The sequence below is a fragment of the Micromonospora sp. NPDC048907 genome, assembly GCF_055586885.1.
Window position 1 is genome coordinate 79,761 of sequence record NZ_JBVJHI010000006.1, and the last position, 23,591, is coordinate 103,351.

Genomic DNA, 23,591 nt, shown 5'->3' on the forward strand with positions numbered 1-23,591 from the left:
CCACCACCGGCCACGTCGACAGCTCCGACCAGGGCAAGGGGGCGTTCTTCCGGCTGCGCGATCTGGACCGGGGCGACCTGTTCACCGCCACCGGCTCCGACGGCCGGGAGCGCCGCTACCGGGTGGTGGCCCGCGAGGAGTACGCCAAGACGCGGATCCCGCTCGACCGGTACTTCGCCCGGGACGGCAGCCCCCGGCTGACCCTGATCACCTGCGGCGGCCCGTTCGACGCGAGGACCCGGCACTACCGGGACAACATCGTCGTCACCGCGGTTCCCACCTGAGTGTCCGGACCGCCCGCGCCGCCCCCGTGCGGGACGGGCGGTCCGGCATCGGGCGGCACGCCGGTGGGCCGTTAGGCTGAGCGGTGATGGCATACCTGGATCACGCGGCGACGACCCCGATGCTCGACGAGGCACTCGAGGCGTACGTCGCCACGGCCCGCGAGGTGGGCAACGCGTCGTCGCTGCACGCGGCGGGCCGGCGTGCCCGGCGGCGGGTGGAGGAGTCCCGGGAGCGGGTGGCCGCCGTGCTCGGCGCCCGCCCGTCCGAGGTGATCTTCACCGGGGGTGGCACGGAGAGCGACAACCTGGCCGTGAAGGGCATCTTCTGGGCCCGCCGCGCCGCCCGGGCCGAGCGGGTGCGGGTGGTCTCCAGCGCCGTCGAGCACCACGCCGTGCTGGACGCGGTGGACTGGCTGGCCGGGCACGAGGGCGCCGAGGTCGGGTGGCTGCCGGTCGACGCCGCCGGCCGGCTCGACCCGGAGCGGCTCCGCGCCGAACTGGCCGCGCACGGCGACCGGGTGGCCCTGGTCACCGCGATGTGGGCCAACAACGAGGTGGGCACCGTGCAGCCGGTGGCCGAGCTGGCCGCGGTCGCCGCCGAGCACGGGGTGCCGTTCCACACCGACGCGATCCAGGCGGTCGGCCAGGTGCCCGTCGACTTCGCCGCCAGCGGCGCCGCCGCGCTCACCGTCACCGGCCACAAGCTCGGCGGCCCGACCGGGGTCGGCGCGCTGCTGCTGGCCCGCGACGTGGCCGCCACCCCGCTGCTGCACGGCGGCGGCCAGGAGCGCGACGTCCGCTCCGGCACCCTCGACACCGCCGGCATCGTCGCCTTCGCGGTCGCCGTGGAGGCCGCCGTGAAGGGCCAGCAGGAGTACGCGGCCCGCGTCGCCGCGCTCCGCGACGACCTGGTCGAGCGGGTCCGGCAGGCGGTCCCCGAGGTGATCTTCAACGGCGACCCGGCCGACCGGCTCCCCGGCAACGCGCACTTCTCGTTCCCGGGCTGCGAGGGGGACGCGCTGCTGCTGCTCCTCGACGCCCAAGGCATCGCCTGCTCGACCGGCTCGGCCTGCTCCGCCGGGGTGGCCCAGCCCTCGCACGTGCTGCTAGCGATGGGCGCCGACGACGACCGGGCCCGCTCGTCGCTGCGCTTCACCCTCGGCCACACCAGCGCCAGGGCGGACGTGGACGCGCTGATCGCCGCGCTTCCGGGCGCCGTGGAGCGGGCCCGCCGCGCGGCCGCCCTCCGCACCCCCCGCTGACCCGGATACCCTCGGTGATGACGAGGGGAGTGGGCTGGTGAGGGTTCTGGCGGCAATGTCGGGCGGGGTGGACTCCGCCGTGGCGGCGGCGCGCGCGGTGGAGGCCGGGCACGACGTGACAGGCGTGCACCTGGCGCTGGCCCGCAACCCGCAGACGTACCGCACCGGCGCCCGGGGCTGCTGCACCCTGGAGGACTCCCGGGACGCCCGCCGGGCCGCCGACGTGCTCGGCATCCCCTTCTACGTCTGGGACATGGCCGACCGGTTCCACTCCGACGTGGTGGACGACTTCGTGGCCGAGTACGCGGCCGGGCGCACCCCGAACCCGTGCCTGCGCTGCAACGAGAAGATCAAGTTCGCGGCGGTGCTGGACCGGGCGGTGGCCCTGGGCTTCGACGCGGTGGTCACCGGCCACCACGCCCGGCTCGGCGCGGACGGCCTGCTGCGCCGCAGCGTCGACGCGGCCAAGGACCAGTCGTACGTCCTCGCCGTGCTGACCCGGGCGCAGCTCGACCGGTCGATCTTCCCGCTCGGCGACTCGACCAAGGCGGAGGTGCGCGCGGAGGCCGCCCGGCGCGGCCTCGCCGTGGCCGACAAGCCCGACTCGCACGACATCTGCTTCATCGCCGACGGCGACACCCGGGGCTTCCTGTCCCAGCGGCTCGGCGAGGCCCCCGGCGAGGTGGTGGACGCGCTCACCGGCGCGGTCGTCGGCAGCCACACGGGCGCCTACCAGTACACCGTCGGGCAGCGGCGCGGCCTGCACCTGGACCGCCCCGCGCCGGACGGCCGCCCGCGCTACGTGCTCTCGATCACCCCGAAGACCAACACGGTCACCGTGGGCCCGGCAGAGGCGCTGGAGGTCGCCGAGGTCCGCGCCGCCCGCCCGGTCTGGACCGGCGGCGCGCGTCCCGACGGGCCGATCGAGTGCGAGGTGCAGCTCCGGGCCCACGGCGACGTGGTGCCGGCGACCGTGTCGCTGGACGCCGACGGGTTGCACGCCGACCTGCGCCGCCCGGTCCGCGGGGTGGCCGCCGGCCAGGCGATCGTGGCGTACCGCCCGGACCCGGCCGGCGACGTCGTGCTCGGGTCGGCCACCATCACCGGCTGAGCCCCGGCGCGCGCGGGCCGGTGGCATAGGCTGCGGCGGTGACTGAGACGACCTGGCCGTGGGGAGTGGGCACGGCGACGGGGATCGGGTCGTTGCCCGGCACCGACGTCGCCGAGGCGCAGCGCATCGTGCTCGGTGAGCTGCCCGACCTGCCGCACCTGCCGGAGCTGCCCGCCCGCGGCCCCGGCGCCGACCTGATCGGCCGCACCGGCGGGCTCCTCGTCGAGATGCCGGTCGAGCTGTACGCGGCCCGCTGGCGGATCGCCCCGCGCCCCGGCAGGGACCTGCGCCGCGCCCGCGACCTGATGGAACGCGACCTCGACCAGCTCGCCGAGCAGGCCGAGGAGTACGCCGGCCCGGTCAAGGTCCAGGCCGCCGGTCCCTTCACCCTGGCCGCCTCGGTGGAGCTGCCGATCGGCGGCCGGCTGCTGCGCGACCCCGGCGCGGTCCGGGACCTCGCCGGCTCGCTCGGCGAGGGGCTGCGCGGGCACGTGGCGGCGCTGGCCCGGCGGCTGCCCCACGCCTCGGTGCTCCTCCAGCTCGACGAGCCGTCGCTGCCCGCCGTGCTGGCCGGCCGGGTGCCCACCGAGAGCGGCCTCGGCACCCACCGGGCCGTCGAGTCCGAGGTGGCCCGCACGCTGCTGCGCGGTGTGATCGAGGCGGCCGGCGTGCCCACCGTCGTGCACTGCTGCGCGCCGGACGTGCCGCTGGAACTGATCCGCACCGCCGGTGCCGTCGGCGTCGCTCTCGACCTGGCCCTGGTCACCGACCTGGACCCGCTCGGCGAGGCCATCGACGCCGGGTTCGGCCTGCTGGCCGGCGCCGCTCCCGCGCTGCCGCCGCCGGCCGGTCGCGCGCCCACGTCGGCCCAGGTCGCCGACCGGGTACGCCGGATCTGGGACAAGCTCGGCTTCCCCCGCCGCCGGCTCGCCGAGCAGGTGGTGGTCACCCCCGCCTGCGGCCTGGCCGGGGCCACCCCGGCGTACGTGCGGGAGGTCCTCGCCGCCTGCCGGGACGCCGGCCGCCGGCTCGCCGAGGAGTGAGGTTTCCCGTCGTACGGCGGGGGCAGGATGACCGGCATGATTGGACAGCTGCGTTCCGTGGTGATCGACTGCCCTGATCCGCGCGCGCTGGCCGGCTTCTACGCGGAGCTGCTCGGCCTTCCGCTGATCGAGGACAACTCCGACGGCGACGAGTGGGTGGTGCTCGGTGGCCCACCGGGTCACCAGCCCCGCCTCGCCTTCCAGAAGGCGCTCAACCTGCGTGCCCCGGCCTGGCCCGACCCCGAGCGGCCGCAGCAGTTCCACCTCGACGTCACCGTCGACGACATCGAGGTGGCCGAGAAGGCGGCGCTGGCCCTGGGCGCCCGCCGGCTGCCCGGCGAGGGGGAGGGCTTCCGGGTCTACGCCGACCCGGCCGGCCACCCGTTCTGCCTCTGCTGGGACTGATCACGCCGGGCCTGCGCGGGCCGGGTGGCGCCCGGCTCGCAGGGGCGTGCGTGCCTGGCTCGCAGGGGGGTGCCGTGCCTGGCTCGCAGGGGCGTGCCGTGCCCGGCTCGCTCGGCTCGCGGGTCGTGCCCTGCTCGGGTTGCGCGGGCGGGGCATGATCACCACCGTGATCGACTCCGCCCCGCGCCGCGCGTCCGGCTCGCTCTTCGGCCTCGCCTACGGCGACGCCCTGGGCAGGCCCACCGAGTTCCTCACCGTCGCCGAGATCGTCCGCCGCTACGGCCCGGCCGGCCCGCGCCAGCTGACCGGTGACCCGGCGCTGGTCACCGACGACACCCAGATGGCGCTCGCGGTGGCGTGGGCGCTGCACGACGCCCCGGCCCTCACGGCGGAGGCGGTGGAGCCGTTGCTGCGCCGGCGCTTCCTCGACTGGGCGGTCAGCCCCGACAACAACCGCGCGCCCGGCATGACCTGCCTGCGCGCCTGCGCCGAGCTGGACCGGGGGACCCGCTGGCAGGACGCGACGGTCGCCGGCTCGAAGGGCTGCGGAGCGAACATGCGGGTCACTCCCGTCGGGCTGCTCGACGTCGACCTCGACACCCTGGCCGGGTTGGCCCAGCTCCAGGCCGGCCTGACCCACGGCCACCCGACCGGCCTGGCGGCGAGCGAGCTGACCGCGTACGCGGTCCGGCTGCTCCGCGACGGCGCCCCGCTGGCCGACCTGCCCGGGCTGCTCACCGAGCGGGCGCAGACCCAGCGCACGGTCTACCGGGACGACTGGCTCGGCGACCTGTGGCGGCGCTCGGGCGACCCGACGCCGGCGGAGTTCATCGCCCGGGGCTGGGACGACTGCCTGCGGGTGCTCGGCCGGCTCGACGCGGCGCTGGCCCGCCCCGACGACGGCGGCGACCCGTGCCTGCTCACCGGTGAGGGCTGGATCGCCGAGGAGGCGCTGGCCACGGCCCTGCTCTGCGCGCTGCGCCACCCCGACGACCCGGTCGGCGCGCTGGCCCGGGGCGCCACCACGGCCGGTGACTCGGACTCCATCGCCGCCCTGGCCGGCGCCTTCGTGGGCGCGGCACACGGCATGAACGCCTGGCCCCCGGAGTGGTCCACCCGCATCGAGTACGCCGACCAACTGCGCGCCCTCACCACCCCCCTGGACTGACCCGGCCCGCACCGCCCCCGCCGGCGTTGATCATGAAGTTGTTGCCACGCCACGCCGGTGGCCGGCGCAACAACTTCATGATCGACGAGGTCTGGGCGTGGCCGGTCGGACGGTGGTCGGGGGTGGTGGGGGGTGGGGGTGCCGGGTCAGGGCGTCAGGTGGGGGAGGCGGCGGATGCCGTGCCAGAGGTCGGGGTCGCAGGCGCCGGCCCGGTTCGAGAAGGCCGTGCGGGGCAGCGCGATGGGCTCGCTGATGTCCAGGAAGCTGTCGTGGTCGGCGTCCGGGTCCCAGCTCCGGGTGGGGATCGGCAGATGGTCGTCCCGGCCCGACTTATCCTGGCTGGTGATCTTCAGGACGTCGGCGTCCCGGCCGCCGACCCGCAGCACCAGGCAGGGACGCACCTTCGAGCCGGTCCCGTCGGCATAGGGCACGTCGGCCCACCAGATCTCCCCGGGGCGGGGTGCGGTCGCCGGCCCCGGCCCGGCCACCCGGGGCCGCGGTGCCGCGCCGGTCCGCCCCTTCCGGCGCCCCGCCCGCGGGGCGGCCTCGGTGGACCGGTCCGCCGCCCGGCGGCGCCACTCGCCCCACAGCCAGCCGGCCGCGACACAGGCCACGATCACCGCGGCCCAGAGCAACCCGTCGCGCATGCGTACCCCCGCCTCTCACCGTGCAAGCCACCACCGCCCGGCGATAGTCGCACGCCGACCACCCACCGCCTCCCAGCCGCCCGCACCCGGTCGCTCCCCGCCGATCATGAGGTTGACGGGGTGGGATGTCCGGTTCGGTGCCGCCAACCTCATGATCGGCGGAGAACGCACCGGTCTGCCGGCGGCGGTTGTCAGCCCCGCCCGATACCGTGCGGAGGTAGCACGATCACGGGAGGTCGACAGCGGTGTCCGAAGGCGGCAGGGTGTCCGAAGAAGCGATTCCCCAGGCGGTCAGCCCCGCGCAGGAGGCGGCGGCCGGCGCCGAGCCGACCCCGGAGGCGCGGGAGCGGCACGCCACGCTGAGCCAGGAGCTCACCGAGCACCAGTACCGCTACTACGTGCTGGACGCGCCGACCATCTCCGACGCCGAGTTCGACAAGCAGCTGCGGGAGCTGGAGGCGCTGGAGGAGCAGTACCCGGCGCTGCGCACCCCCGACTCGCCGACCCAGCGCGTCGGCGGCACCTTCTCCACCGACTTCACCCCGGTCACCCACGCCGAGCGGATGCTCTCGCTCGACAACGCCTTCGCCGACGAGGAGCTGGCGGCCTGGGCCGAGCGGGTCGAGCGGGACGCCGGCGGCCCGGTGCCCTACCTGTGCGAGCTGAAGGTCGACGGCCTGGCCATCAACCTCACCTACGAGAAGGGGCGGCTGATCCGGGCCGCCACCCGGGGTGACGGGCGCACGGGTGAGGACGTCACCGCCAACGTGCGCAGCATCCGGGACGTGCCGGCCCGGCTGACCCCGTCCGACGACTTCCCCGACGTGCCGGAGTTCCTCGAGGTGCGCGGCGAGATCTACTTCCCGGTGGCCGCCTTCGCCGACCTCAACGCCGGCCTGGTCGAGCAGGGCAAGGCGCCGTTCGCCAACCCGCGCAACGCGGCCGCCGGCAGCCTGCGCCAGAAGGACCCGCGGATCACCGCCTCCCGCCCGCTGCGCCTGGTGGTGCACGGCATCGGCGCCCGCCGGGGCTTCCAGCCGGCCGCGCAGTCCGAGTCCTACGCGGCGCTCAGGGCGTGGGGGCTGCCGACCAGCGACCGCTGGCGGGTGGTGCCCGACCTGGCCGGGGTGGCGGAATACATCGCCTACTACGCCGAGCACCGGCACGACGTCGAGCACGAGATCGACGGCGTGGTGGTCAAGGTCGACCCGGTCTCCATCCAGGGGCGGCTCGGCTCGACCAGCCGCGCGCCGCGCTGGGCCATCGCCTTCAAGTACCCGCCCGAGGAGGTCACCACCAAGCTCCTCGACATCGACGTCAACGTCGGGCGCACCGGCCGGGTCACCCCGTTCGCCGTCCTCGAACCGGTCCGGGTGGCCGGCTCCACGGTCGCCCTGGCCACCCTGCACAACGCCCGCGAGGTCGAGCGCAAGGGCGTGCTCATCGGCGACACGGTGGTGCTGCGCAAGGCCGGCGACGTCATCCCCGAGGTGCTCGGCCCGGTGGTCGACCTCCGCCCGGCCGACGCCCGCCCGTTCGTCATGCCCACCGCCTGCCCGGCCTGCGGCACACCGCTCGCGCCGGCCAAGGAGGGCGACGTCGACATCCGCTGCCCCAACTCGCGCAGCTGCCCGGCGCAGCTCCGGGAACGGGTCTTCCACCTGGCCGGCCGCGGCGCCTTCGACATCGAGGTGCTCGGCTACAAGGGCGCCGCCGCGCTGCTCGACGCCGGGATCATCCAGGACGAGGGCGACCTGTTCGCGCTCGACGCCGAGCAGCTCTCCCGCTCGCCGTTCTTCGTCAACAAGGACGGCACGCTGGGCAGCAACGCCACCAAGCTGCTCGACAACCTGGCCGTGGCCAAGGAGCGGGAGCTGTGGCGGGTGCTGGTCGCGCTCTCCATCCGGCACGTCGGCCCGACCGCGGCGCAGGCGCTCGCCCGGCACTTCCGCTCGGTCGAGGCGATCGACGCGGCCGGCGAGGAGGAGCTGTCCTCGGTGGACGGCGTCGGCCCGACCATCGCCGCCAGCATCAAGGAGTGGTTCGCCGTCGACTGGCACCGCGAGGTGGTGCGCAAGTGGGCCGAGTCCGGCGTGCGGATGGCCGAGGAGGCCGGCGAGGAGGGCCCGCGCCCGCTCGAAGGGGTGACCGTGGTGGTCACCGGCACGCTGGCCGGGTTCAGCCGCGACCAGGCGTCCGAGGCGATCCAGAGCCGGGGAGGCAAGGTCACCGGTTCGGTCTCCAAGAAGACCGGCTTCGTGGTGGTGGGCGACAATCCCGGGTCCAAGGCCGACAAGGCCGCCGACCTCAAGCTGCCGATCCTCGACGAGGAGGGCTTCCGGGTGCTGCTGGAGTCCGGCCCGGACGCGGCCCGCGAGGTGGCCCGCGTCGAGGGCTGACCCGCTCCCGGCGGCTCTGCCGCGCATTCCAACTTAATTACGACTACGACCGATTCGTGACTGTCGTGTCGGGGAAATCGGCACCGAGGGCGTTTCATTGGCGTACGGCGCGTGACCGCGCGTGCCAGGGCCGACCCCGGGAGGTGCGATGGAGACCGGCGACCCGCGAAACTCCGTCCCGCCCGGGCGGACCGGGCCGTTCTTCGGCTTCGTCACCGTGGTCGGCGTCCTGGCCCTGCTCGTCTCGGCCGGGCCGCTGGCCGCGCTTCCCGACGACCTGCCGCACCTGCCGGCCGCCTTCTGGACCATGGCGGCGCTCGCCGTCGCCTGCGACGCCCGCCCGTTCGTGCCGCCCGGCCGACGGCAGACCTCGGCGGTCTTCCCGTCGACCTGCTTCACGTTCGCCATCCTCCTCGGCTGGGGGCTCGGCCCGGCCGTCGCCGTGCAGGCCGTGGCGGTGGCCGTCTCCGGCTGGCGGCTCGGCTACGCCGGCTGGCGCACCGCCTTCAACGGGGCCCAGTACGCGTGCGCGCTGGGCGCCGCGTACGCCGTCAGCCGGCTCGGCCCGGGCGAGCTCTTCGGCGACGGCCGGCTGCACTGGACCGACGTGGCGGCGGTGGGTGGCGCCACGGCCACCTGGTTCGTCGTCAACTACGGCCTGGTCAGCTGCGCGATCCGGCTGCGGTTCGGCGACCGCTGGTGGCCCAGCGTCCGGCAGGGCCTGGCCTACGAGCTGCTCTCCACCGGCTCGCTCCTGCTGCTCGCCCCGGTGCTGGTGGCCGCCGCCCGGGCCAGCGCCGCGCTGATCCCGCTGGTGCTGGTGCCGCTGTTCGCGGTCTACCGGATGGCCCGGCTCTCCGCCGAGCGGGAGCAGCTCGCCGACCTCGACCCACTCACCGGGCTGCCCAACCGCAAGGCCCTGCTCACCGAGGTGGCCGAGCAGGTGCACCTGCACGCCGAGCGGGCCGCCCGCGGCGAGCCGGACGCCCACCTGGCCCTGCTGCTGCTGGACCTCGACCGGTTCAAGCACGTCAACGACGCGCTCGGGCACGCGGTGGGTGACCGGCTGCTGGTCGAGGTGAGCGCCCGCCTCATCGAGGTGGCCGACGGGGAGGAGCTGGTGGCGCGGCTCGGCGGCGACGAGTTCGCCATCGTCGTACCCGGCCTCACCGGCACCGACCAGGCCCGCGAGCGGGCCGACCGGGTGGTGGCCGCGCTCACCGAGCCGGTGCCGCTGGACGGCCTGCCGCTGGACGTGGGCGGTTCCATCGGCATCGCCCTCTTCCCGGAGCACGGCGAGGACTTCGCCACCCTGATGCGCCACGCCGACGTGGCCATGTACGACGCGAAGCACCGCAACGACACCGTGGCCGTCTACGCGCCCGAGTCCGACCACAACTCCGCCGAGCGGTTGAGCCTCCTCGCCGACCTGCGCCGGGTGCTGGAGTCCGGGCCGCCGGTCCGGGCCGAGGAGCCGACGGGCGTCCGCGGCGGCGACGGCGCGGCGCTCGCCCCGGCGCCCGGCCTGTCCGCCCCGGCGGCCCGGCCGGCCCGTGGCGACGGCCTGCCCCGCAACGGCGGGCGGGCCGGCGGGGCGCGGGCCGGGTCCCCCGGCGGGGCGCGCCTGACGCCGCGCCGGGACCTGGAGCCGCCGGCGCGGTGGCGGCTGCGGCGGCGCGAGCGGGTGGAGGTGCGGCACGACGACGAGTTGATCAACCGGATCGTCACGGGCGCCGACCCGATCCGCCGCCGGGCCACCCGCGCGACCCCGCCGGAGACCCCGTCGCCCGGCGACGGCGACCGGCTGCACCCGGCCTACGGCGGCGACACCGGGGCGGTGCCCGACGCCCGGGCCGGGGCGGTCGCCGACGACCTGCCCGGCGCGGTGGCCGAGGCCCGGCCCGGGGCGGTGGCCGAGGCCCGGCCCGGCGCGGTGGCCGAGTCCGGGGCGGTGGCCGAGTCGGGGGCGGTGCCCGGCGGTCGGCCCGGGGCGGTGGCCGAGTCGGGGGCGGTGCCCGGTGGCCGCGCCGAGACGGTGTCCGCCGCGCGTCCGGAGGGCGGCGCTTCCGATCTCCTGGCCGGCCGGGTCGGGGTTGCCGGCGGTGGCGCGAGCCGGGCGGCCGCGCAGCGCGGCACCGGTTCTGCCGGGCTCGACGACCCGGCCGGGGATCCGGGCGAGATCACCATGTACTACCAGCCGCAGATCGCCATCGCGACCGGCGAGGTGGTCGGCGTCGAGGCGCTGCTGCGCTGGCGGCACCCGCGCCGGGGCATGGTCGACCCCGGTGAGCTGATCCAGGTCGCCGAACAGAGCGCGGTGATGCGGCTGCTCACCCGCCGGGTGGTGGACGACGTGGTGGAGCAGGTCGCCAAGTGGTCCGCCGCCGGCGTCACGCTGCGCGCCGCGCTCAACGTCAGCGTCCGGGACCTGCACACCGGCGAGATCGCCGACCAGATCGCCGACCGGCTGGCCCGGTACGGCGTGCCGCCGGACCGGTTGCAGGTGGAGATCACCGAGGGCGCGCTGATGGCCGACCCGCGGCGGGTGCTGGCCAGCATCACCCAGCTCCACCGGATCGGGGTCGGCATCGCGCTTGACGACTTCGGCACCGGCTACTCGTCGCTGCAGCACCTGCGCCGGCTGCCGCTGTCCGAGGTGAAGGTGGACCGGTCGTTCGTGCTCGGGATGGCCGACGACGCCGACGACGCGGCGATCGTCCGCTCGATGATCGAGCTGGCCGGGGCGCTCGGGCTGCGGGTGGTGGCCGAGGGCGTCGAGGACGAGCGCACCTGGCGGCTGCTGCACGCGGCCGGCTGCGACGTGGCGCAGGGCTGGTTCTACGCCCGGCCCATGCCGGCCGGGGAGCTGGTCACCTGGCTGTCCCGGTACCGGCCGGTCCACCCGGCCGTGACGGCGGACGGCGAGGGACCACGCCGCCCGGCCCGCTGAACGGCACACCGGCCGGCGGGCCCGGCCCGTTGAACGGCACACCGGCCCGGCGGGCCCGGCCCGTTGAACGGCACACCGGCTGGCGGGCCGGCGGGCGGGCACCGGGAGTCGGAGGCGTCGACCCGACCCGAGGGCAATAGACTCGCTCCGGTCACCGCGTGTCATCGTCCCCGGCGAGCGCGCGGCCGGCACACCGCAGACGCAGCAGGACAGCCACGAAGGGGGCACCCGATGGCCGCCATCTCCCGCGAGGAGGTCGCGCATCTCGCGCGACTGTCGCGGCTCGCCGTCACCGAGGAGGAGTTGGACACCTTCGCCGGCCAGCTGGACGTGATCCTCCAGTCGGTCGCCCAGGTCGGCGAGGTCGCCGCGGCGGACATCCCGCCGACGTCCCACTCGGTGCCGCTGACCAACGTCCTCCGCGAGGACGTGGTGACGCCGTGCCTGACCCCGCAGGAGGCGCTGTCGGGTGCGCCCGACGCCGAGGAGCAGCGGTTCCGCGTCCCGCGGATCCTGGACGAGGATGTGGCTTCATGACTGACCTGACCCGGCTCACCGCCGCCGAGATCGCCGGCCTGGTGGCGACGGGCGAGACCTCCGCCGTGGAGGTCACGCGGGCCCACCTGGACCGGATCGCCGCGGTCGACGAGCAGGTCCACGCCTTCCTGCACGTCGACACCGAGGGGGCGCTGGCCGCCGCCCGGAGCGTGGACGAGCGCCGGGCCGCCGGCGAGGAACTGGGGCCGCTGGCCGGCGTGCCGGTCGCCGTGAAGGACGTGCTCACCACGAAGGGCGTGCCGACCACGGTGGGCTCGAAGATCCTGGAGGGCTGGCGCCCGCCGTACGACTCGACGATCGTCGAGCGGCTGCGCGCCGCCGGCACGGTGATGCTCGGCAAGACCAACATGGACGAGTTCGCCATGGGCTCCTCCACCGAATACTCGGCGTACGGTCCGACCCGCAACCCGTGGGACCTGGAGCGGATCCCCGGCGGCTCCGGTGGTGGCAGCGCCGCGGCGCTGGCCGCGTACGAGGCGCCGCTGTCAATCGGCTCGGACACCGGCGGCTCGATCCGCCAGCCCGGCGCGGTCACCGGCACCGTCGGGGCGAAGCCCACCTACGGCGGCACCTCCCGTTACGGCCTGGTGGCGTTCTCCTCCTCGCTGGACACCCCCGGCCCGTGCGCGCGCAACGTGCTGGACGCCGCGCTGCTGCACCAGGTGATCGGCGGTCACGACCCGCGCGACTCCACGTCGATCCCGGCCCCGGTGCCGGACGTGGTCGGCGCGGCGCGGCTCGGCGCGTCCGGCGACCTGACCGGGGTGAAGCTCGGTGTGGTCACCGAGTTCACCGGCGAGGGCGCCGAGCCGGGTGTGATGGCCGCGTTCCGCGAGGCCGTGGAGGCCCTGGCGAAGCTGGGCGCCGAAATCGTCGACGTCTCGTGCCCGCACTTCAAGTACGCGCTGCCGGCCTACTACCTGATCGCGCCGAGCGAGTGCTCCTCCAACCTGGCCCGGTTCGACGGCGTCCGGTTCGGCCTGCGGGTCGGCGACGACGGCAACCGGTCCCTCGAAGAGGTCATGTCGCTGACCCGGGAGGCGGGCTTCGGCCCCGAGGTCAAGCGGCGCATCATGATCGGCACCTACGCGCTGTCCTCGGGCTACTACGACGCCTACTACGGGCAGGCGCAGAAGGTCCGGACGCTGATCACCCGGGACTTCACGGCCGCCTTCGAGGGGGTGGACGCGCTCATCTCGCCGACCACCCCGTTCGTGGCCTTCCCGATCGGGGCGCGCACCGCCGACCCCTACCAGATGTACCTGGCCGACCTGTTCACCATCCCGACCAACCTGTACGGCGGACCGGCCATCTCGGTGCCGTGCGGCCTGTCCGAGGGGCTTCCGGTCGGTTTCCAGATCATGGCCCCGACGATGGCCGACGACCGGATGTACCGGATCGCCGCCGCGCTGGAGTCCACGGTCGGCACCTTCACCCCACCGGCACTGTGAGGCAGGAGCACCGATGACGACGACACTGCCCGCGTACGACGAGGTCGTGGCGCGCTGGGAACCGGTGATCGGCCTGGAGACCCACGTCGAGCTGGGCACGAACACCAAGATGTGGTGCGGCTGCCCGACGGACTTCGGCGGCGAGCCGAACACCCGGGTCTGCCCGGTCTGCCTGGGCCTGCCCGGCTCGCTGCCGGTGGCCAACAAGGCGGCCATCGAGGCGACCATCCGGATCGGCCTGGCGCTGAACTGCTCGATCGCCGAGTGGTGCCGGTTCGCCCGGAAGAACTACTTCTACCCGGACATGCCGAAGAACTTCCAGATCAGCCAGTACGACGAGCCGCTCTGCGTCGACGGCTACCTGGACGTCGACGTCAACGGCGAGACCGTGCGGATCGGCATCGAGCGGGTGCACCTGGAGGAGGACACCGGCAAGACGCTGCACGTCGGCGGGGCGACCGGCCGGATCCACGGCGCCACCGAGTCGCTCGTCGACTACAACCGTGCCGGCATCCCCCTCGTCGAGATCGTCACCAAGCCGATCCCCGGCACGGGGGCGCTCGCTCCCGAGGTGGCCCGGGCGTACGTCACCGAGCTGCGCGACGTGATCCGCTCGCTGGGTGTCTCCGACGTCCGGATGGAGGAGGGCTCGCTGCGCTGCGACGTCAACACGTCGCTGAACCGGCCGGGCGAGGAGTGGGGCACCCGCACCGAGACCAAGAACGTCAACTCGCTGCGTTCGGTCGAGCGGGCGGTCCGCTCGGAGATGCTGCGCCAGGCGTCGGTGCTCGACGCCGGCGGCAGCATCACCCAGGAGACCCGGCACTTCCACGAGGACACCGGGGACACCACCCCCGGCCGGTCCAAGGAGACCGCCACCGACTACCGGTACTTCCCGGAGCCGGACCTGGTCCCGCTCGCGCCGGACACCGCCTGGGTGGCCGAGCTGAAGGCGGCCCTGCCGGAGCTGCCGCGGCTGCGCCGCAAGCGGATCCAGCAGGACTGGGGCCTGTCCGACCTGGACATGCAGTCGGTGGTCAACGCCGGCGCGGTCGAGCTGATCGAGGCGACGGTGGCCGCCGGGGCGACCCCGGCCGGCGCCCGCAAGTGGTGGCTGGGCGAGCTGTCCCGCCGGGCCAACGAGAGCGGCGTGGAGCTGGCCGACGTCGGGGCCACCCCGGTGCAGGTCGCCGAGCTGCAGGGCCTGGTCGACGCCGGCAAGCTCAACGACAAGCTGGCCCGTACGGTGCTGGAGGGCGTGGTGGCCGGCGAGGGCTCGCCGACCGAGATCATGACCAACCGCAACCTCGAGGTGGTCTCCGACACCGGCGCGCTCACCGCCGCCGTGGACGAGGCGATCGCCGCCAACCCGGGCATCGCCGACAAGATCCGCAGCGGCAAGGTCGCGGCGGCCGGCGCGCTGGTCGGCGCGGTCATGAAGACCACCCGCGGCCAGGCCGACGCCAAGACCGTCCGCGAGCTGATCCTGGCGCGCCTCGGCGTCCAGGGCTGAGTCCCGTCCCGAGGGCCGCCGTCGTGACCCGGCGGCGGCCCCCGGTCTGTTCCGCACACGCGGCCACCCCGCACCCCTCGCGCGTGGGCGTCAACGGCGACGCCCGGATGGAGTCACCGTGAACCAGCACGACCTCGACGTCCTCGACGAGATCCAGCGGCGGGTGCTCTGGCTCGCCACCCGCATCGTGGACGCGGCGAACCACGACCGGGACACCGGCGACGGCGTGAAGGTCGGCGGCCACCAGGCGTCCAGCGCCTCGCTGGTCACCGCCATGACCGCGCTCTGGTTCGCCCACCTGGACGCCGAGGACCGGGTCGCGGTCAAGCCGCACGCCTCGCCGGTCTACCACGCCGTCCAGTACCTGCTCGGCAACCTGGACCGGTCCTACCTGCCGAAGCTGCGGGCGCGCGGCGGGCTGCAGTCGTACCCGTCGCGGACCAAGGACCCGGACGGGGTGGACTTCTCGACCGGCTCGGTCGGCCTGGGCGCGGCCGCGCCGCTGTTCGCGGCGGTCACCCGCCGCTACGTCGACGCGCACTTCGGCGAGCGGCCGCACTCCCGGTTCATCGCCCTCATCGGCGACGCCGAACTGGACGAGGGCAATATCTGGGAGGCCGTCGCCGACCCGGCCACCACCGGGCTGGGCAACGTGATGTGGCTTGTCGACTTCAACCGCCAGTCGCTGGACCGGGTCGTCCCCGGGGTGCGGATCAACCAGTGGCGCGGCCAGTTCGAGGCCGCCGGCTGGCACGTGGTCGAGGTCAAGTACGGCCGCAAGCTCGCCGAGGCGTACGCGCGGCCGGGCGGGGCGGCGCTGCGCGACTGGATCGACCTGATGCCCAACGAGCAGTACCAGTCGCTGTTCGGGCTGGCCGGGCCGGCCCTGCGCAAGCAGTTCCTGGACGGCGCCCCGGCCGAGGTGGCCGCCTTCGTGGCCGACATCCCCGACGACGAGCTGGGCCCGCTCGTCACCGACCTGGGCGGGCACGACCTCCAGGCGATGCTCGACGCGTACGCCCAGTGCGACGCGGTCACCGACCGGCCCAGCGTGGTCTTCGCCTACACGGTCAAGGGCTGGGGCCTGCCGATCGCCGGCAACCCGCGCAACCACTCGGCGCTGCTCACCAGCGAGCAGGTCGACGCGCTGCGCGCCGCGCACGGCCTGACCCGCGACACCGAGTGGGACCGGCTCGACCCGGCGTCCCCGGCCGGCATCCGGGCCGGCGAGCGCCGGGAGGCGCTGGCCCGCGCGCCGCGGGAGCGGGCGCTGGGGGTCACCGTCCCGGAGACCACGAAGGTACGGGTGAACAAGCCCGTCTCCACCCAGGAGGTCTTCGGCCGGGTGCTCGTCGACCTGGCCCGCGACCCGAAGGTCGCGCCCTACCTGGTCACCACCGCGCCGGACGTGGCCACCTCCACCAACCTGGCCGGGTTCATCAACAAGACCGGGGTGTTCGCCCCCACCGAGCAGCGTTCCTGGACCGAGGACCGGATGCTGCGCTGGACGGAGACCCCGGCCGGTCAGCACATCGAGCTGGGCATCTCCGAGATGAACCTGTTCCTGCTCCTCGGCCAGCTCGGCCTGTCGTGGGACCTGTCCGGGCAGCCGCTGCTGCCGGTCGGCACGGTCTACGACCCGTTCGTGCTGCGCGGCCTGGACGCGTTCCTCTACGGCACCTACTCCGGCTCCCGGTTCGTGGTGGCCGGCACCCCGTCCGGCATCACCCTGGCCCCCGAGGGTGGGGCCCACCAGTCGACCATCACCGCCTCGGTGGGCCTGGAGCTGCCCGGCGTCACCTTCTGCGAGCCCGCGTACGCGGGCAGCCTCGACTGGCTGCTCTGCGACGCGCTCGGCCAGATCGCCGGGGGAGCGGCCCCGGCCGCCACGGCCGCGCCGGCCGAGGACGGCGCGTACTACTTCCGCCTCAGCACCCGCCCGGTCGACCAGGCGCCGTTCGAGGCGGCCCGGGCGCGGATCGGCGACGCGGTGCTGCGCCGGCAGGTGGTGGCGGGCGCGTACCGGCTCGTCGACGCGCACGAGGCGTACCCCCATCTGGCGGACGCCCCGGTCGTGCAGCTCGCCGCCTCCGGCGCGGTGCTGCCGGAGGTCCTCGCGGCCGCCGCGGAGCTGGCGGAGGAGGGCGTCGCGGCGCACGTGGTCGACGTGACCAGCCTGGACCGGCTCTACCGGGCCTGGCAGCGGACCCTGCGCCAGGGCGTGCGGACCGCGACCGTGCCGAGCGTGCCCGGCGCGCTGCGGTCGGCCTTCGCCGACCGGGTGCCGGTGGTCACCGTGCACGACGCCGCCTCGCACGCGATGGCCTGGCTCGGTTCGGCGCTCGGCGCCCCGGCCGTGCCGCTCGGGGTGGACGAGTTCGGCCAGTCCGGCAGTGTCGGCGAACTGTACGAGCTCCACGACCTGCTGCCCGGCAGCATCGTCAACGCGGCGCTGGCCGCCCTGTCGCTGCGCTGAGGCTCAGCCGGTGGGGCTGGGCGTCGCGGTCGGGCTGCCGTTCGGGGCGGGCGAGACGGGCCCGCCCCGGGTCGGGGTCGGGGTGACCGGCACCTGGTCGCCCTTCGTCGGGTCCTGGATGATGTGCCGTTCCAGGTTGACCTGCGACTGCCCGGTGCCGCCCACGGTGATGTCGTCGTAGGCCTGGAGCAGCTTCTGCTGGTCGAAGTAGAGCACCGACATCGACAGCGGGGTGGGCTTCTCGCCCTCCAGGCCGCGCAGCCCGGCGCCGCCCGTGGAGCCCTCCACGAAGAGCTGGGTGGGCTGCTTGTCCGGCACCTGCGGCAGCTTCGACACCTGCCGGGCGTGGGTGTGCCCGGCCAGCACCAGCGGGCAGGTGCCGGAGAGCGGGCCGGCCGAGGCCGGGTCGTGCACCAGCGCGATGTTCACCGGCTTCGGCGAGTTCCGCACCGTGGCGGCGAGCTGCTCGCCGGCCCCGATCACCTGGTCGGCGACCACGTTGGTGAGCCCGCTGCCGGCCGGCGAGGTCTCCTTGTCCGGGGTGAACCGCGGGTCGCCGATGCCGGCGATGGTCAGCCCGGCGACGGTGGTCGTGGAGTTGTTCAGCACGACGGCGTTCGGCTGGGCGGCCACGGCGGCGGCGGTGCGCGCCGAGTCGTGGTTGCCGCGGATGTAGACGTACGGCTTCTTGAGCAGGCCGATCGAGCCGACGAAGGACGCCTCGGGCTCGCTGCCCCAGTCGGTGATGTCGCCGGTGTCGATCACCACGTCGATGCCGAACTGCTCCACCACCGTGCGGATGAGCTGCCAGCCGGTGGGATTGAGGTGCATGTCGGAGACGTGCAGCACCCGCGTGGTGCCGGGCGACGGCTGGACCACCGGCAGCGCGGAGACCGTCGTGTAGAGCTTGCTGACGTTGCCGACCAACCGTTGCAGCTGCTCGGCGTACTTGGTGTAGTCGTTGGCGATCCGCCGCGCGTCACCGACGATCGCCGGCGCGTTGACCAGCAGCCCCTCGTAGCGCGGCTCCTCGATGGCCTGGGGCCGGATGGTGGCGGCGGCCAGGCCGAGGCTGCCGGCGGTGACCACCAGCGCCAGCCCGCCGGCCCACGCGGTGCGCCGCACGTCCCGGAAGAGCAGTCCGGCCAGCAGCAGGGTGGCCAGCACCGCCGAGGCCAGGGTCTTCAGGCCGAGCCGCATGACCCCGGCCCGCACGTCCTCGACCGCCGACTGGCTGGCCCGGCTGATGCTGGCCGGGTCGTCGATCAGCGCCTCGGTCCGCCGCTGGTCGAGCGCGCCCAGCTCGACGGTCAGATAGGCCGGCCCGTCGTGGCTGTCCAGCAGCAGCGCGCCCAGCGGCGGAATGTCGACGGTGGTGCCGCCGGTCAGCGACGGGCTGAGGTTGAGCTGGGCGCGGAACGGCCCGATGTCGGTGCCCACGTGCCCGCCCGCGTACGTGCCGGCCACCACCCCCGTGAAGGTGACCGCGAGCACGGCCAGCACGACGCCGAGCCGGCGCAGACCGCTGCCGGGACGCCACCGGCGGCGGGCGCGCCCGTCCTCCGGTGTCGCCCCGTCCCCGCCGCTGTGCTGCTCGTTCTCCTGGCCGTCCATGCTGAGATTCTGACCTGCCCGTCGAAGGATCTTGGCAAACCCGGGGAAGCGGATCAGCTGCGCCCGGCGCCGCCGTCGGCGAAGACCAGTCGCAGGATCCGGTCGTCGTCGCCGCCCGGCTTGCCCCGCCCGTCCCGGTTGGAGGTGCTCACCCAGACCGAGCCGTCCGGCGCCACGGCGGCGGCGCGCAGCCGGCCGTACCGGCCGGTGAGCAGCTCGCGCGGCTGGCCGAGGACCGTGCCGGTGCCGGCCAGCTCGACCAGCCAGAGCCGCTGACCGCGCAGGCAGGCGGTGATCAGCAGCCGCTGCACGGCCGCCAGGCCGGAGCAGGAGGCGTCGCCGGTGCGCCACTGCACGATCGGGTTGACGTAGCGCCGGTCGTCGCCGCGCCCCTCGACCTGCGGCCAGCCGTAGTTGCCGCCCTTGTTGATCTGGTTGATCTCGTCCCAGGTGTTCTGGCCGAACTCCACGGCGTACATCCGCTTGTCCGGTGTCCAGGCGAACCCCTGCACGTTGCGGTGCCCGGTCGACCAGACCGGGGAGCCGGCGGTGGGGTTGCCGGGGGCGGGCTTGCCGTCCCGGGTGAGCCGCAGGATCTTGCCGCCGAGGCTCTTCGGGTCCTGCGCGTGCGCGGTCTGCCCGGCGTCGCCGGTACTGGCGTAGAGGAAGCCGTCGGGGCCGAAGCCCAGCCCACCGCCGTTGTGGTTGCCGGCCTTCGGGATGCCGGTGACGATCGGCGTCGGCGGCCGGCCCAGCTCCAGCTTCGCGATCCGGTTGTCCTCGGCGCTGGTGTAGTAGACGAAGACCGTGCGGTCGCGGGCGTACGCGGGGGAGACCGCGATGCCGAGCAGCCCGCCCTCGCCGGCGGCCGCCACGTCCGGCACGGTCTGCACCACCCGGACGGTCATCCCCTCCGGCCCCGAATCCGGGCCGACCTGCAGGATCCGCCCGCTGTCCCGTTCGGTGACCAGCGCGGCGCCGTCGGGCAGGAAGGCGATGCCCCAGGGCACCGCCAGCCCCTTCGCCAGCACCGTGGCCACCACCTGCTGGCCGGCGCCGCCGGGACTGGCCGAGGTGGACGGCGAGGGGAGGTTGGGCGGCTCGCCGGCCGGGTCGGGATCGGGGTCGCCGAAGGCGCAACCGGCGGTGCCCAGCAGCAGGGTCGCGCAGGACGCCGCCAGCGCCGCCCGGAGGCGGCCGGCGCGGGGGTACGGGGGACGCGGCCTCACCTGGCCCAGCCTAGCCGGGCCGGGTGGCGAACCGGGCCCGACGAACCGAGCCGCGGCTCAACGGGCGCGCAGGGCGAGCAGCGCGACGTCGTCCTCCCGGCTTTGGGCGGCGGCGAGCAGCTTGTCGCAGAGGACCGCGAGGGGCAGCCCGGCGGCGCCGGCGAGCTGCGTGATCAGCTCGGCCTGCCCCTCGTCGATCGGCCGGTCCCGGCGTTCGATCAGCCCGTCGGTGTGCAGCAGCAGGGTGTCACCGGGGGCGAGGGTCAGCTCGCGGCGCCCGCGCCGGGGCGGGTGGGCCAGGCCGAGCAGCGGTCCCCGGATCCCGTCCAGCACCCGCACCGGGCCGTGGGCGGGGACCAGCAGCGGCGGCGGGTGGCCCGCGTTGCACCAGGAGACCCGGAGCCCGGGCGCGGCCGGGCGGATCCGGGCCAGCACGGCGGAGGCCACGGTCGGGACGGGCAGCCCCTGGATCGCCCGGTCGAGGTGGGTCATCAGCTCGTCGACCGGGTCGTCCCGCCCGTACGCGTCGCCGCGCACCAGGTTGCGCAGCTGCCCCATGGTCGCCGCGGCCTCGATGTCGTGCCCGGCGACATCCCCGATCCCGGCGACGAGGTCGCCGTCGGGCTGCACGAAGGCGTCGTACCAGTCGCCGCCCACCTCCACCCGGTCCGCCGCCGGCTGGTAGCGGGCGGCCAGCTCCACGGCGGGCACCACGGGCAGGGTGGGCAGCATGCTGTGCTGCAACACCTCGGCGACGTGCCGCTGCTCGCCGTAGAGCCGGCTGTTGCCCACGGCCTGGCTGGCCCGGCGGCCGATGTCCAGCGCGGTCCGCAGGTCGCTCCCGTCGAACCCGCGCCGGGACGGCCCGTTGACAAGCGTGACGGCGCCGATGACCCGGTCACCGGCGGCGGTGATCGGCACACTGAGGTGGGAGCCGAAGCCCAGCCGCTCGGCGAGCGGCACCAGGTCCGCGTCGGTGGTGCCCCGCCCGATCTCGGCCAGGGTGGCCGTGCCGCGGATGACCGGGCGCCCGGTCCGCAGCACCGACCGGATGACCGAGTCCGGGCCGAGGCCGGTGGCCAGCAGTTCGGCGAACCGGGCCAGGTCGGCGGCGCGGTCCGGGTCCCGGTGTGCGCCGGAGACGCTGCGCGGCCGGCCCGCCGGGTCGGTGAGGGTGATCAGGCACCAGTCGGCGAACAGCGGGACCATGGCGCGCCCGAGCCGGTCGACCGCCGTGGCCACGTCGAGCGTGCCGCCCAGCGTCTCGCTCATCCCGGCCAGCATGGCGAGCCGGTCGTGCGCCTCCTCGGCGCGGCGCCGGGCCTGCTCGGTGCTGCGCAGGGCGATCCGCAGGCGCAGCTCGGAGGAGCAGGCGGCGGCCAGGTCGGCGAGGGTGCGCAGCTGCTCGGCGGTCCAGGCCCGGGGCTTGCTGTCGACGGCGCACAGCGAGCCCAGCACCCGGCCGTCCAGATCGGTCAGCGGCATCCCGGCGTACGCGACGACGCCGAGGTCCTCGACGGCCAGGTTCCCGCGCACCCGGGGGTGGAGCCGGGCGTCGGGCAGCACCATGGGCGCCTCGATCTCGACCACGTGCTGGCAGAACGAATGGCTCAGCGGCGTCTCCCGCCGGGCGGCCCACGGCTCGGGCAGGCCGGTCGCGCCGGGGAGGATCTGGCGGTCGGCGGTGACCAGCGAGACCAGCGCCACCGGCACGTCGAGCAGGTCGGCGACCAGCCGGGCGAACCGGTCGAACGCCTCGTCGGGCGCCGCGCCGAGGCGGGTCTCCGCGAGGGACCGCAGCCGCCCGGGTTCGGCCAGCGTCGGAAGCGGCACGGCCGGGCGCCCCGAAGTGTCCTCGCTCATCGCCACCTGTCTCCGGAGTCGGGAACGCCGGCCGGCGCTCCGCACGGTTATACCTCCCGAGGGCGACCGTCAACCCCGGCAAGCGGCGGTCGTCACGGGCCGCGCCGCCCGCGCCGTCCGGGGCGGCTATCGTCGGCGGTCGTGAAGGTATGGATTCCGCACCCGGCCGGCCGGCGCCTCCTCGGCGAGCTGCCCGAGGGTGTCACCGTGGAGGTGCTGGAGGACCCGGCCCGGCCGCCGTCGTCCCCGAGCGGCGTGCGGTTCTGGGTGCCGCCCTTCCTCGCCGGCCCGGACGCCGGCGCGCTCCTTGCCGAGCTGCCCGACCTGAAGGTGGTGCAGCTCCTCTCCGCCGGGGCGGACGCCTGGGTGGGGCGGATTCCCGAGGGCGTGACGCTCTGCGACGCACGCGGCGTCCACGACTCGGCCACCGCCGAGTGGGTGGTCGCCGCGATCCTCTCCGCGCTGCGCGGCTTCGGGCCGCTGGCCCGCGCCCAGGCCCGCCGCGAGTGGGCGTACGACGAGGTGGCCCCGACCGACGAGCTGGCCGGCAAGCGGGTGCTGATCGTCGGCGCGGGCTCGATCGGCTCGGCGGTCCACGCCCGGCTGGCCCCGTTCGAGGTGAGCTTCACCCTGGTCGCCCGGACGCCCCGCCCGGCCGAGGGGGTGCACGGCGTCGACGAGCTGCCGGCCCTGCTGCCCGAGGCCGACGTGGTGGTCCTGCTGGTGCCGTTGACCGAGCAGACCCGGGGGCTGGTCGACGAGAAGTTCCTGGCCGCGATGCCCGACGGGGCGCTGCTGGTCAACGCCGCCCGCGGCCCGGTGGCCCGCACCTCCGCGCTGGTCGCCGAGCTGGCGTCGGGGCGGCTGCGGGCCGCGCTGGACGTGACCGACCCGGAGCCGCTGCCGGCCGGTCATCCCCTGTGGGACCTGCCCAACGTGCTGCTCACCCCGCACGTGGCCGGCTCGGTCCGCGGCCTGCTGCCGCGGGCGTACCGGCTGGTGGGGGAGCAGGTGCGCCGGTTCGCCGCCGGGGAGCCGCTGACCAACCGGGTGGTCGACGGCTACTGACGGGTCAGGCGGCGGACTCGGGCAGTGCCTGCCCGGTGGCGGAGATGAGCCGGGGCAGGTCGGCGGCGCGGACGGCGGGGAGCACCAGCGTCTCGCCGTCGTCGAGCCGGGCGACCGCCCGGCCGCGCGGGTCGGTGGCCAGCTCGGCGACCCGCGTCCAGGGCACCCGCCGCTGGCCGACGAGGGCTCGCAGTCGCAGCTCGCGGGCGTCCGCGTCGGTGCCGGCCCGCCACGCCCAGACGCCGACGGCGAGCGGGATCAGCAGCACCCAGAGCAGCCACCAGCGCGCGGTGGCGACCGGCAGCGCGCCGATGAACGCGACGAGCGCGGCGACCAGGATCGCCTGGTTGTAGCGGAAACGGACGGTGTCGGCGCGGCTCACCTCCCGATGATCCCACCTCGGGCCGGCGGCCATCCCCGCGGGCGGCGGCAGCGGCCGGACCCTCGGTGTGACGGGCGTCACGTGTTGTGTCGCGTAACCCTGGGCGTCCGGGATCGTTTATGGGCGTGGCCGCACCCGGTTCCCCGTCCGGTGCCGGTCGCAGCCGCA

At 75.2% G+C, this 23,591-nt stretch carries 17 protein-coding genes and 1 pseudogene; 13 read left to right on the forward strand and 5 right to left on the reverse strand.

Annotated features, from left to right (window positions below):
• Positions 1–2: 2 nt before the first annotated feature.
• From ACZ6PY_RS21880 to ACZ6PY_RS21905, 6 genes and pseudogenes are all read left to right on the forward strand, one after another.
• Positions 3–284, forward strand: a pseudogene (locus ACZ6PY_RS21880) (class F sortase); the annotation flags it as partial.
• A gap of 86 nt (positions 285–370) precedes the next feature.
• Positions 371–1,546, forward strand: coding sequence for a cysteine desulfurase family protein (locus ACZ6PY_RS21885; RefSeq protein WP_466074765.1), 1,176 nt, complete (start codon positions 371–373; stop codon positions 1,544–1,546).
• Between the two features lie 37 nt (positions 1,547–1,583).
• Entirely contained in the window at positions 1,584–2,657 is a 1,074-nt protein-coding gene (mnmA, locus tag ACZ6PY_RS21890; RefSeq protein WP_466074766.1) for a tRNA 2-thiouridine(34) synthase MnmA, read from the forward strand.
• Positions 2,658–2,695: 38 nt separating this feature from the next.
• A complete protein-coding gene (locus tag ACZ6PY_RS21895) occupies positions 2,696–3,700 on the forward strand; it encodes a methionine synthase (RefSeq protein ID WP_466074767.1) in 1,005 nt (334 codons plus the stop codon).
• Positions 3,701–3,736: 36 nt separating this feature from the next.
• A complete protein-coding gene (locus ACZ6PY_RS21900; protein ID WP_466074768.1) occupies positions 3,737–4,105 on the forward strand; it encodes a VOC family protein in 369 nt (122 codons plus the stop codon).
• A 154-nt stretch (positions 4,106–4,259) separates the two neighbouring features.
• The gene (locus ACZ6PY_RS21905; protein ID WP_466074769.1) at positions 4,260–5,273 is read left to right on the forward strand and encodes an ADP-ribosylglycohydrolase family protein; all 1,014 of its coding nucleotides are present in this window, start codon (positions 4,260–4,262) and stop codon (positions 5,271–5,273) included.
• Positions 5,274–5,419: 146 nt separating this feature from the next.
• Here the strand turns inward: ACZ6PY_RS21905 and ACZ6PY_RS21910 are convergent, their stop codons facing one another.
• Positions 5,420–5,920, reverse strand: coding sequence for a type II toxin-antitoxin system PemK/MazF family toxin (locus ACZ6PY_RS21910; RefSeq protein WP_466074770.1), 501 nt, complete (start codon positions 5,918–5,920; stop codon positions 5,420–5,422).
• A 263-nt stretch (positions 5,921–6,183) separates the two neighbouring features.
• Here ACZ6PY_RS21910 and ligA point away from each other — a divergent pair, with 263 nt between their 5' ends.
• From ligA to ACZ6PY_RS21940, 6 genes are all read left to right on the forward strand, one after another.
• Positions 6,184–8,319 (forward strand): NAD-dependent DNA ligase LigA, encoded by a 2,136-nt coding sequence (gene ligA, locus ACZ6PY_RS21915; RefSeq protein ID WP_466074771.1) that lies wholly within the window; start codon positions 6,184–6,186, stop codon positions 8,317–8,319.
• Between the two features lie 148 nt (positions 8,320–8,467).
• On the forward strand, positions 8,468–11,269 hold the full coding sequence (locus ACZ6PY_RS21920) for a GGDEF domain-containing phosphodiesterase (RefSeq protein ID WP_466074772.1): 2,802 nt from the start codon (positions 8,468–8,470) through the stop codon (positions 11,267–11,269).
• A 231-nt stretch (positions 11,270–11,500) separates the two neighbouring features.
• Positions 11,501–11,806 (forward strand): Asp-tRNA(Asn)/Glu-tRNA(Gln) amidotransferase subunit GatC, encoded by a 306-nt coding sequence (gene gatC / locus ACZ6PY_RS21925; protein ID WP_091268917.1) that lies wholly within the window; start codon positions 11,501–11,503, stop codon positions 11,804–11,806.
• Positions 11,803–13,278, forward strand: coding sequence for an Asp-tRNA(Asn)/Glu-tRNA(Gln) amidotransferase subunit GatA (gene gatA / locus ACZ6PY_RS21930; RefSeq protein ID WP_466074773.1), 1,476 nt, complete (start codon positions 11,803–11,805; stop codon positions 13,276–13,278). Before gatC ends, gatA begins: the two co-directional genes overlap by 4 nt.
• A 13-nt stretch (positions 13,279–13,291) precedes the next feature.
• Entirely contained in the window at positions 13,292–14,791 is a 1,500-nt protein-coding gene (gene gatB, locus ACZ6PY_RS21935; protein ID WP_466074774.1) for an Asp-tRNA(Asn)/Glu-tRNA(Gln) amidotransferase subunit GatB, read from the forward strand.
• A gap of 118 nt (positions 14,792–14,909) precedes the next feature.
• Positions 14,910–17,267 (forward strand): transketolase-like TK C-terminal-containing protein, encoded by a 2,358-nt coding sequence (locus tag ACZ6PY_RS21940; protein WP_466074775.1) that lies wholly within the window; start codon positions 14,910–14,912, stop codon positions 17,265–17,267.
• Positions 17,268–17,270: 3 nt separating this feature from the next.
• Here ACZ6PY_RS21940 and ACZ6PY_RS21945 read toward each other — a convergent pair whose 3' ends face one another.
• The 3 genes from ACZ6PY_RS21945 to ACZ6PY_RS21955 are packed head-to-tail and all read right to left on the reverse strand — an operon-like array spanning position 17,271 to position 21,973.
• Positions 17,271–18,881: a metallophosphoesterase gene (locus ACZ6PY_RS21945; RefSeq protein WP_466074776.1), complete on the reverse strand. Its 1,611-nt coding sequence runs from the start codon at positions 18,879–18,881 to the stop codon at positions 17,271–17,273.
• Positions 18,882–18,934: 53 nt separating this feature from the next.
• The gene (locus ACZ6PY_RS21950; RefSeq protein WP_466074777.1) at positions 18,935–20,110 is read right to left on the reverse strand and encodes a PQQ-dependent sugar dehydrogenase; all 1,176 of its coding nucleotides are present in this window, start codon (positions 20,108–20,110) and stop codon (positions 18,935–18,937) included.
• A gap of 57 nt (positions 20,111–20,167) precedes the next feature.
• Positions 20,168–21,973 carry a SpoIIE family protein phosphatase gene (locus tag ACZ6PY_RS21955; protein WP_466074778.1) on the reverse strand — a complete coding sequence of 602 codons (1,806 nt, stop codon included), beginning with the start codon at positions 21,971–21,973 and terminating at the stop codon, positions 20,168–20,170.
• Between the two features lie 141 nt (positions 21,974–22,114).
• Here ACZ6PY_RS21955 and ACZ6PY_RS21960 point away from each other — a divergent pair, with 141 nt between their 5' ends.
• Complete coding sequence (locus ACZ6PY_RS21960) at positions 22,115–23,041, forward strand: 2-hydroxyacid dehydrogenase (protein ID WP_466074779.1); 927 nt, start codon at positions 22,115–22,117, stop codon at positions 23,039–23,041.
• Between the two features lie 4 nt (positions 23,042–23,045).
• Here ACZ6PY_RS21960 and ACZ6PY_RS21965 read toward each other — a convergent pair whose 3' ends face one another.
• Positions 23,046–23,423 (reverse strand): PH domain-containing protein, encoded by a 378-nt coding sequence (locus ACZ6PY_RS21965; protein WP_466074780.1) that lies wholly within the window; start codon positions 23,421–23,423, stop codon positions 23,046–23,048.
• Positions 23,424–23,591 lie beyond the last annotated feature (168 nt).

Coding starts and splice junctions, on each gene's coding strand:
- ACZ6PY_RS21920 (WP_466074772.1), top strand. CDS start 8,468: ATGGAGACCGGCGACCCGCGAAACTCCGTCCCGCCCGGGCGGACCGGG.
- ACZ6PY_RS21945 (WP_466074776.1), bottom strand. CDS start 18,881: ATGGACGGCCAGGAGAACGAGCAGCACAGCGGCGGGGACGGGGCGACA.
- ACZ6PY_RS21900 (WP_466074768.1), top strand. CDS start 3,737: ATGATTGGACAGCTGCGTTCCGTGGTGATCGACTGCCCTGATCCGCGC.
- gatA (WP_466074773.1), top strand. CDS start 11,803: ATGACTGACCTGACCCGGCTCACCGCCGCCGAGATCGCCGGCCTGGTG.
- ACZ6PY_RS21885 (WP_466074765.1), top strand. CDS start 371: ATGGCATACCTGGATCACGCGGCGACGACCCCGATGCTCGACGAGGCA.
- ACZ6PY_RS21910 (WP_466074770.1), bottom strand. CDS start 5,920: ATGCGCGACGGGTTGCTCTGGGCCGCGGTGATCGTGGCCTGTGTCGCG.
- gatC (WP_091268917.1), top strand. CDS start 11,501: ATGGCCGCCATCTCCCGCGAGGAGGTCGCGCATCTCGCGCGACTGTCG.
- ACZ6PY_RS21955 (WP_466074778.1), bottom strand. CDS start 21,973: ATGAGCGAGGACACTTCGGGGCGCCCGGCCGTGCCGCTTCCGACGCTG.
- ACZ6PY_RS21905 (WP_466074769.1), top strand. CDS start 4,260: ATGATCACCACCGTGATCGACTCCGCCCCGCGCCGCGCGTCCGGCTCG.
- gatB (WP_466074774.1), top strand. CDS start 13,292: ATGACGACGACACTGCCCGCGTACGACGAGGTCGTGGCGCGCTGGGAA.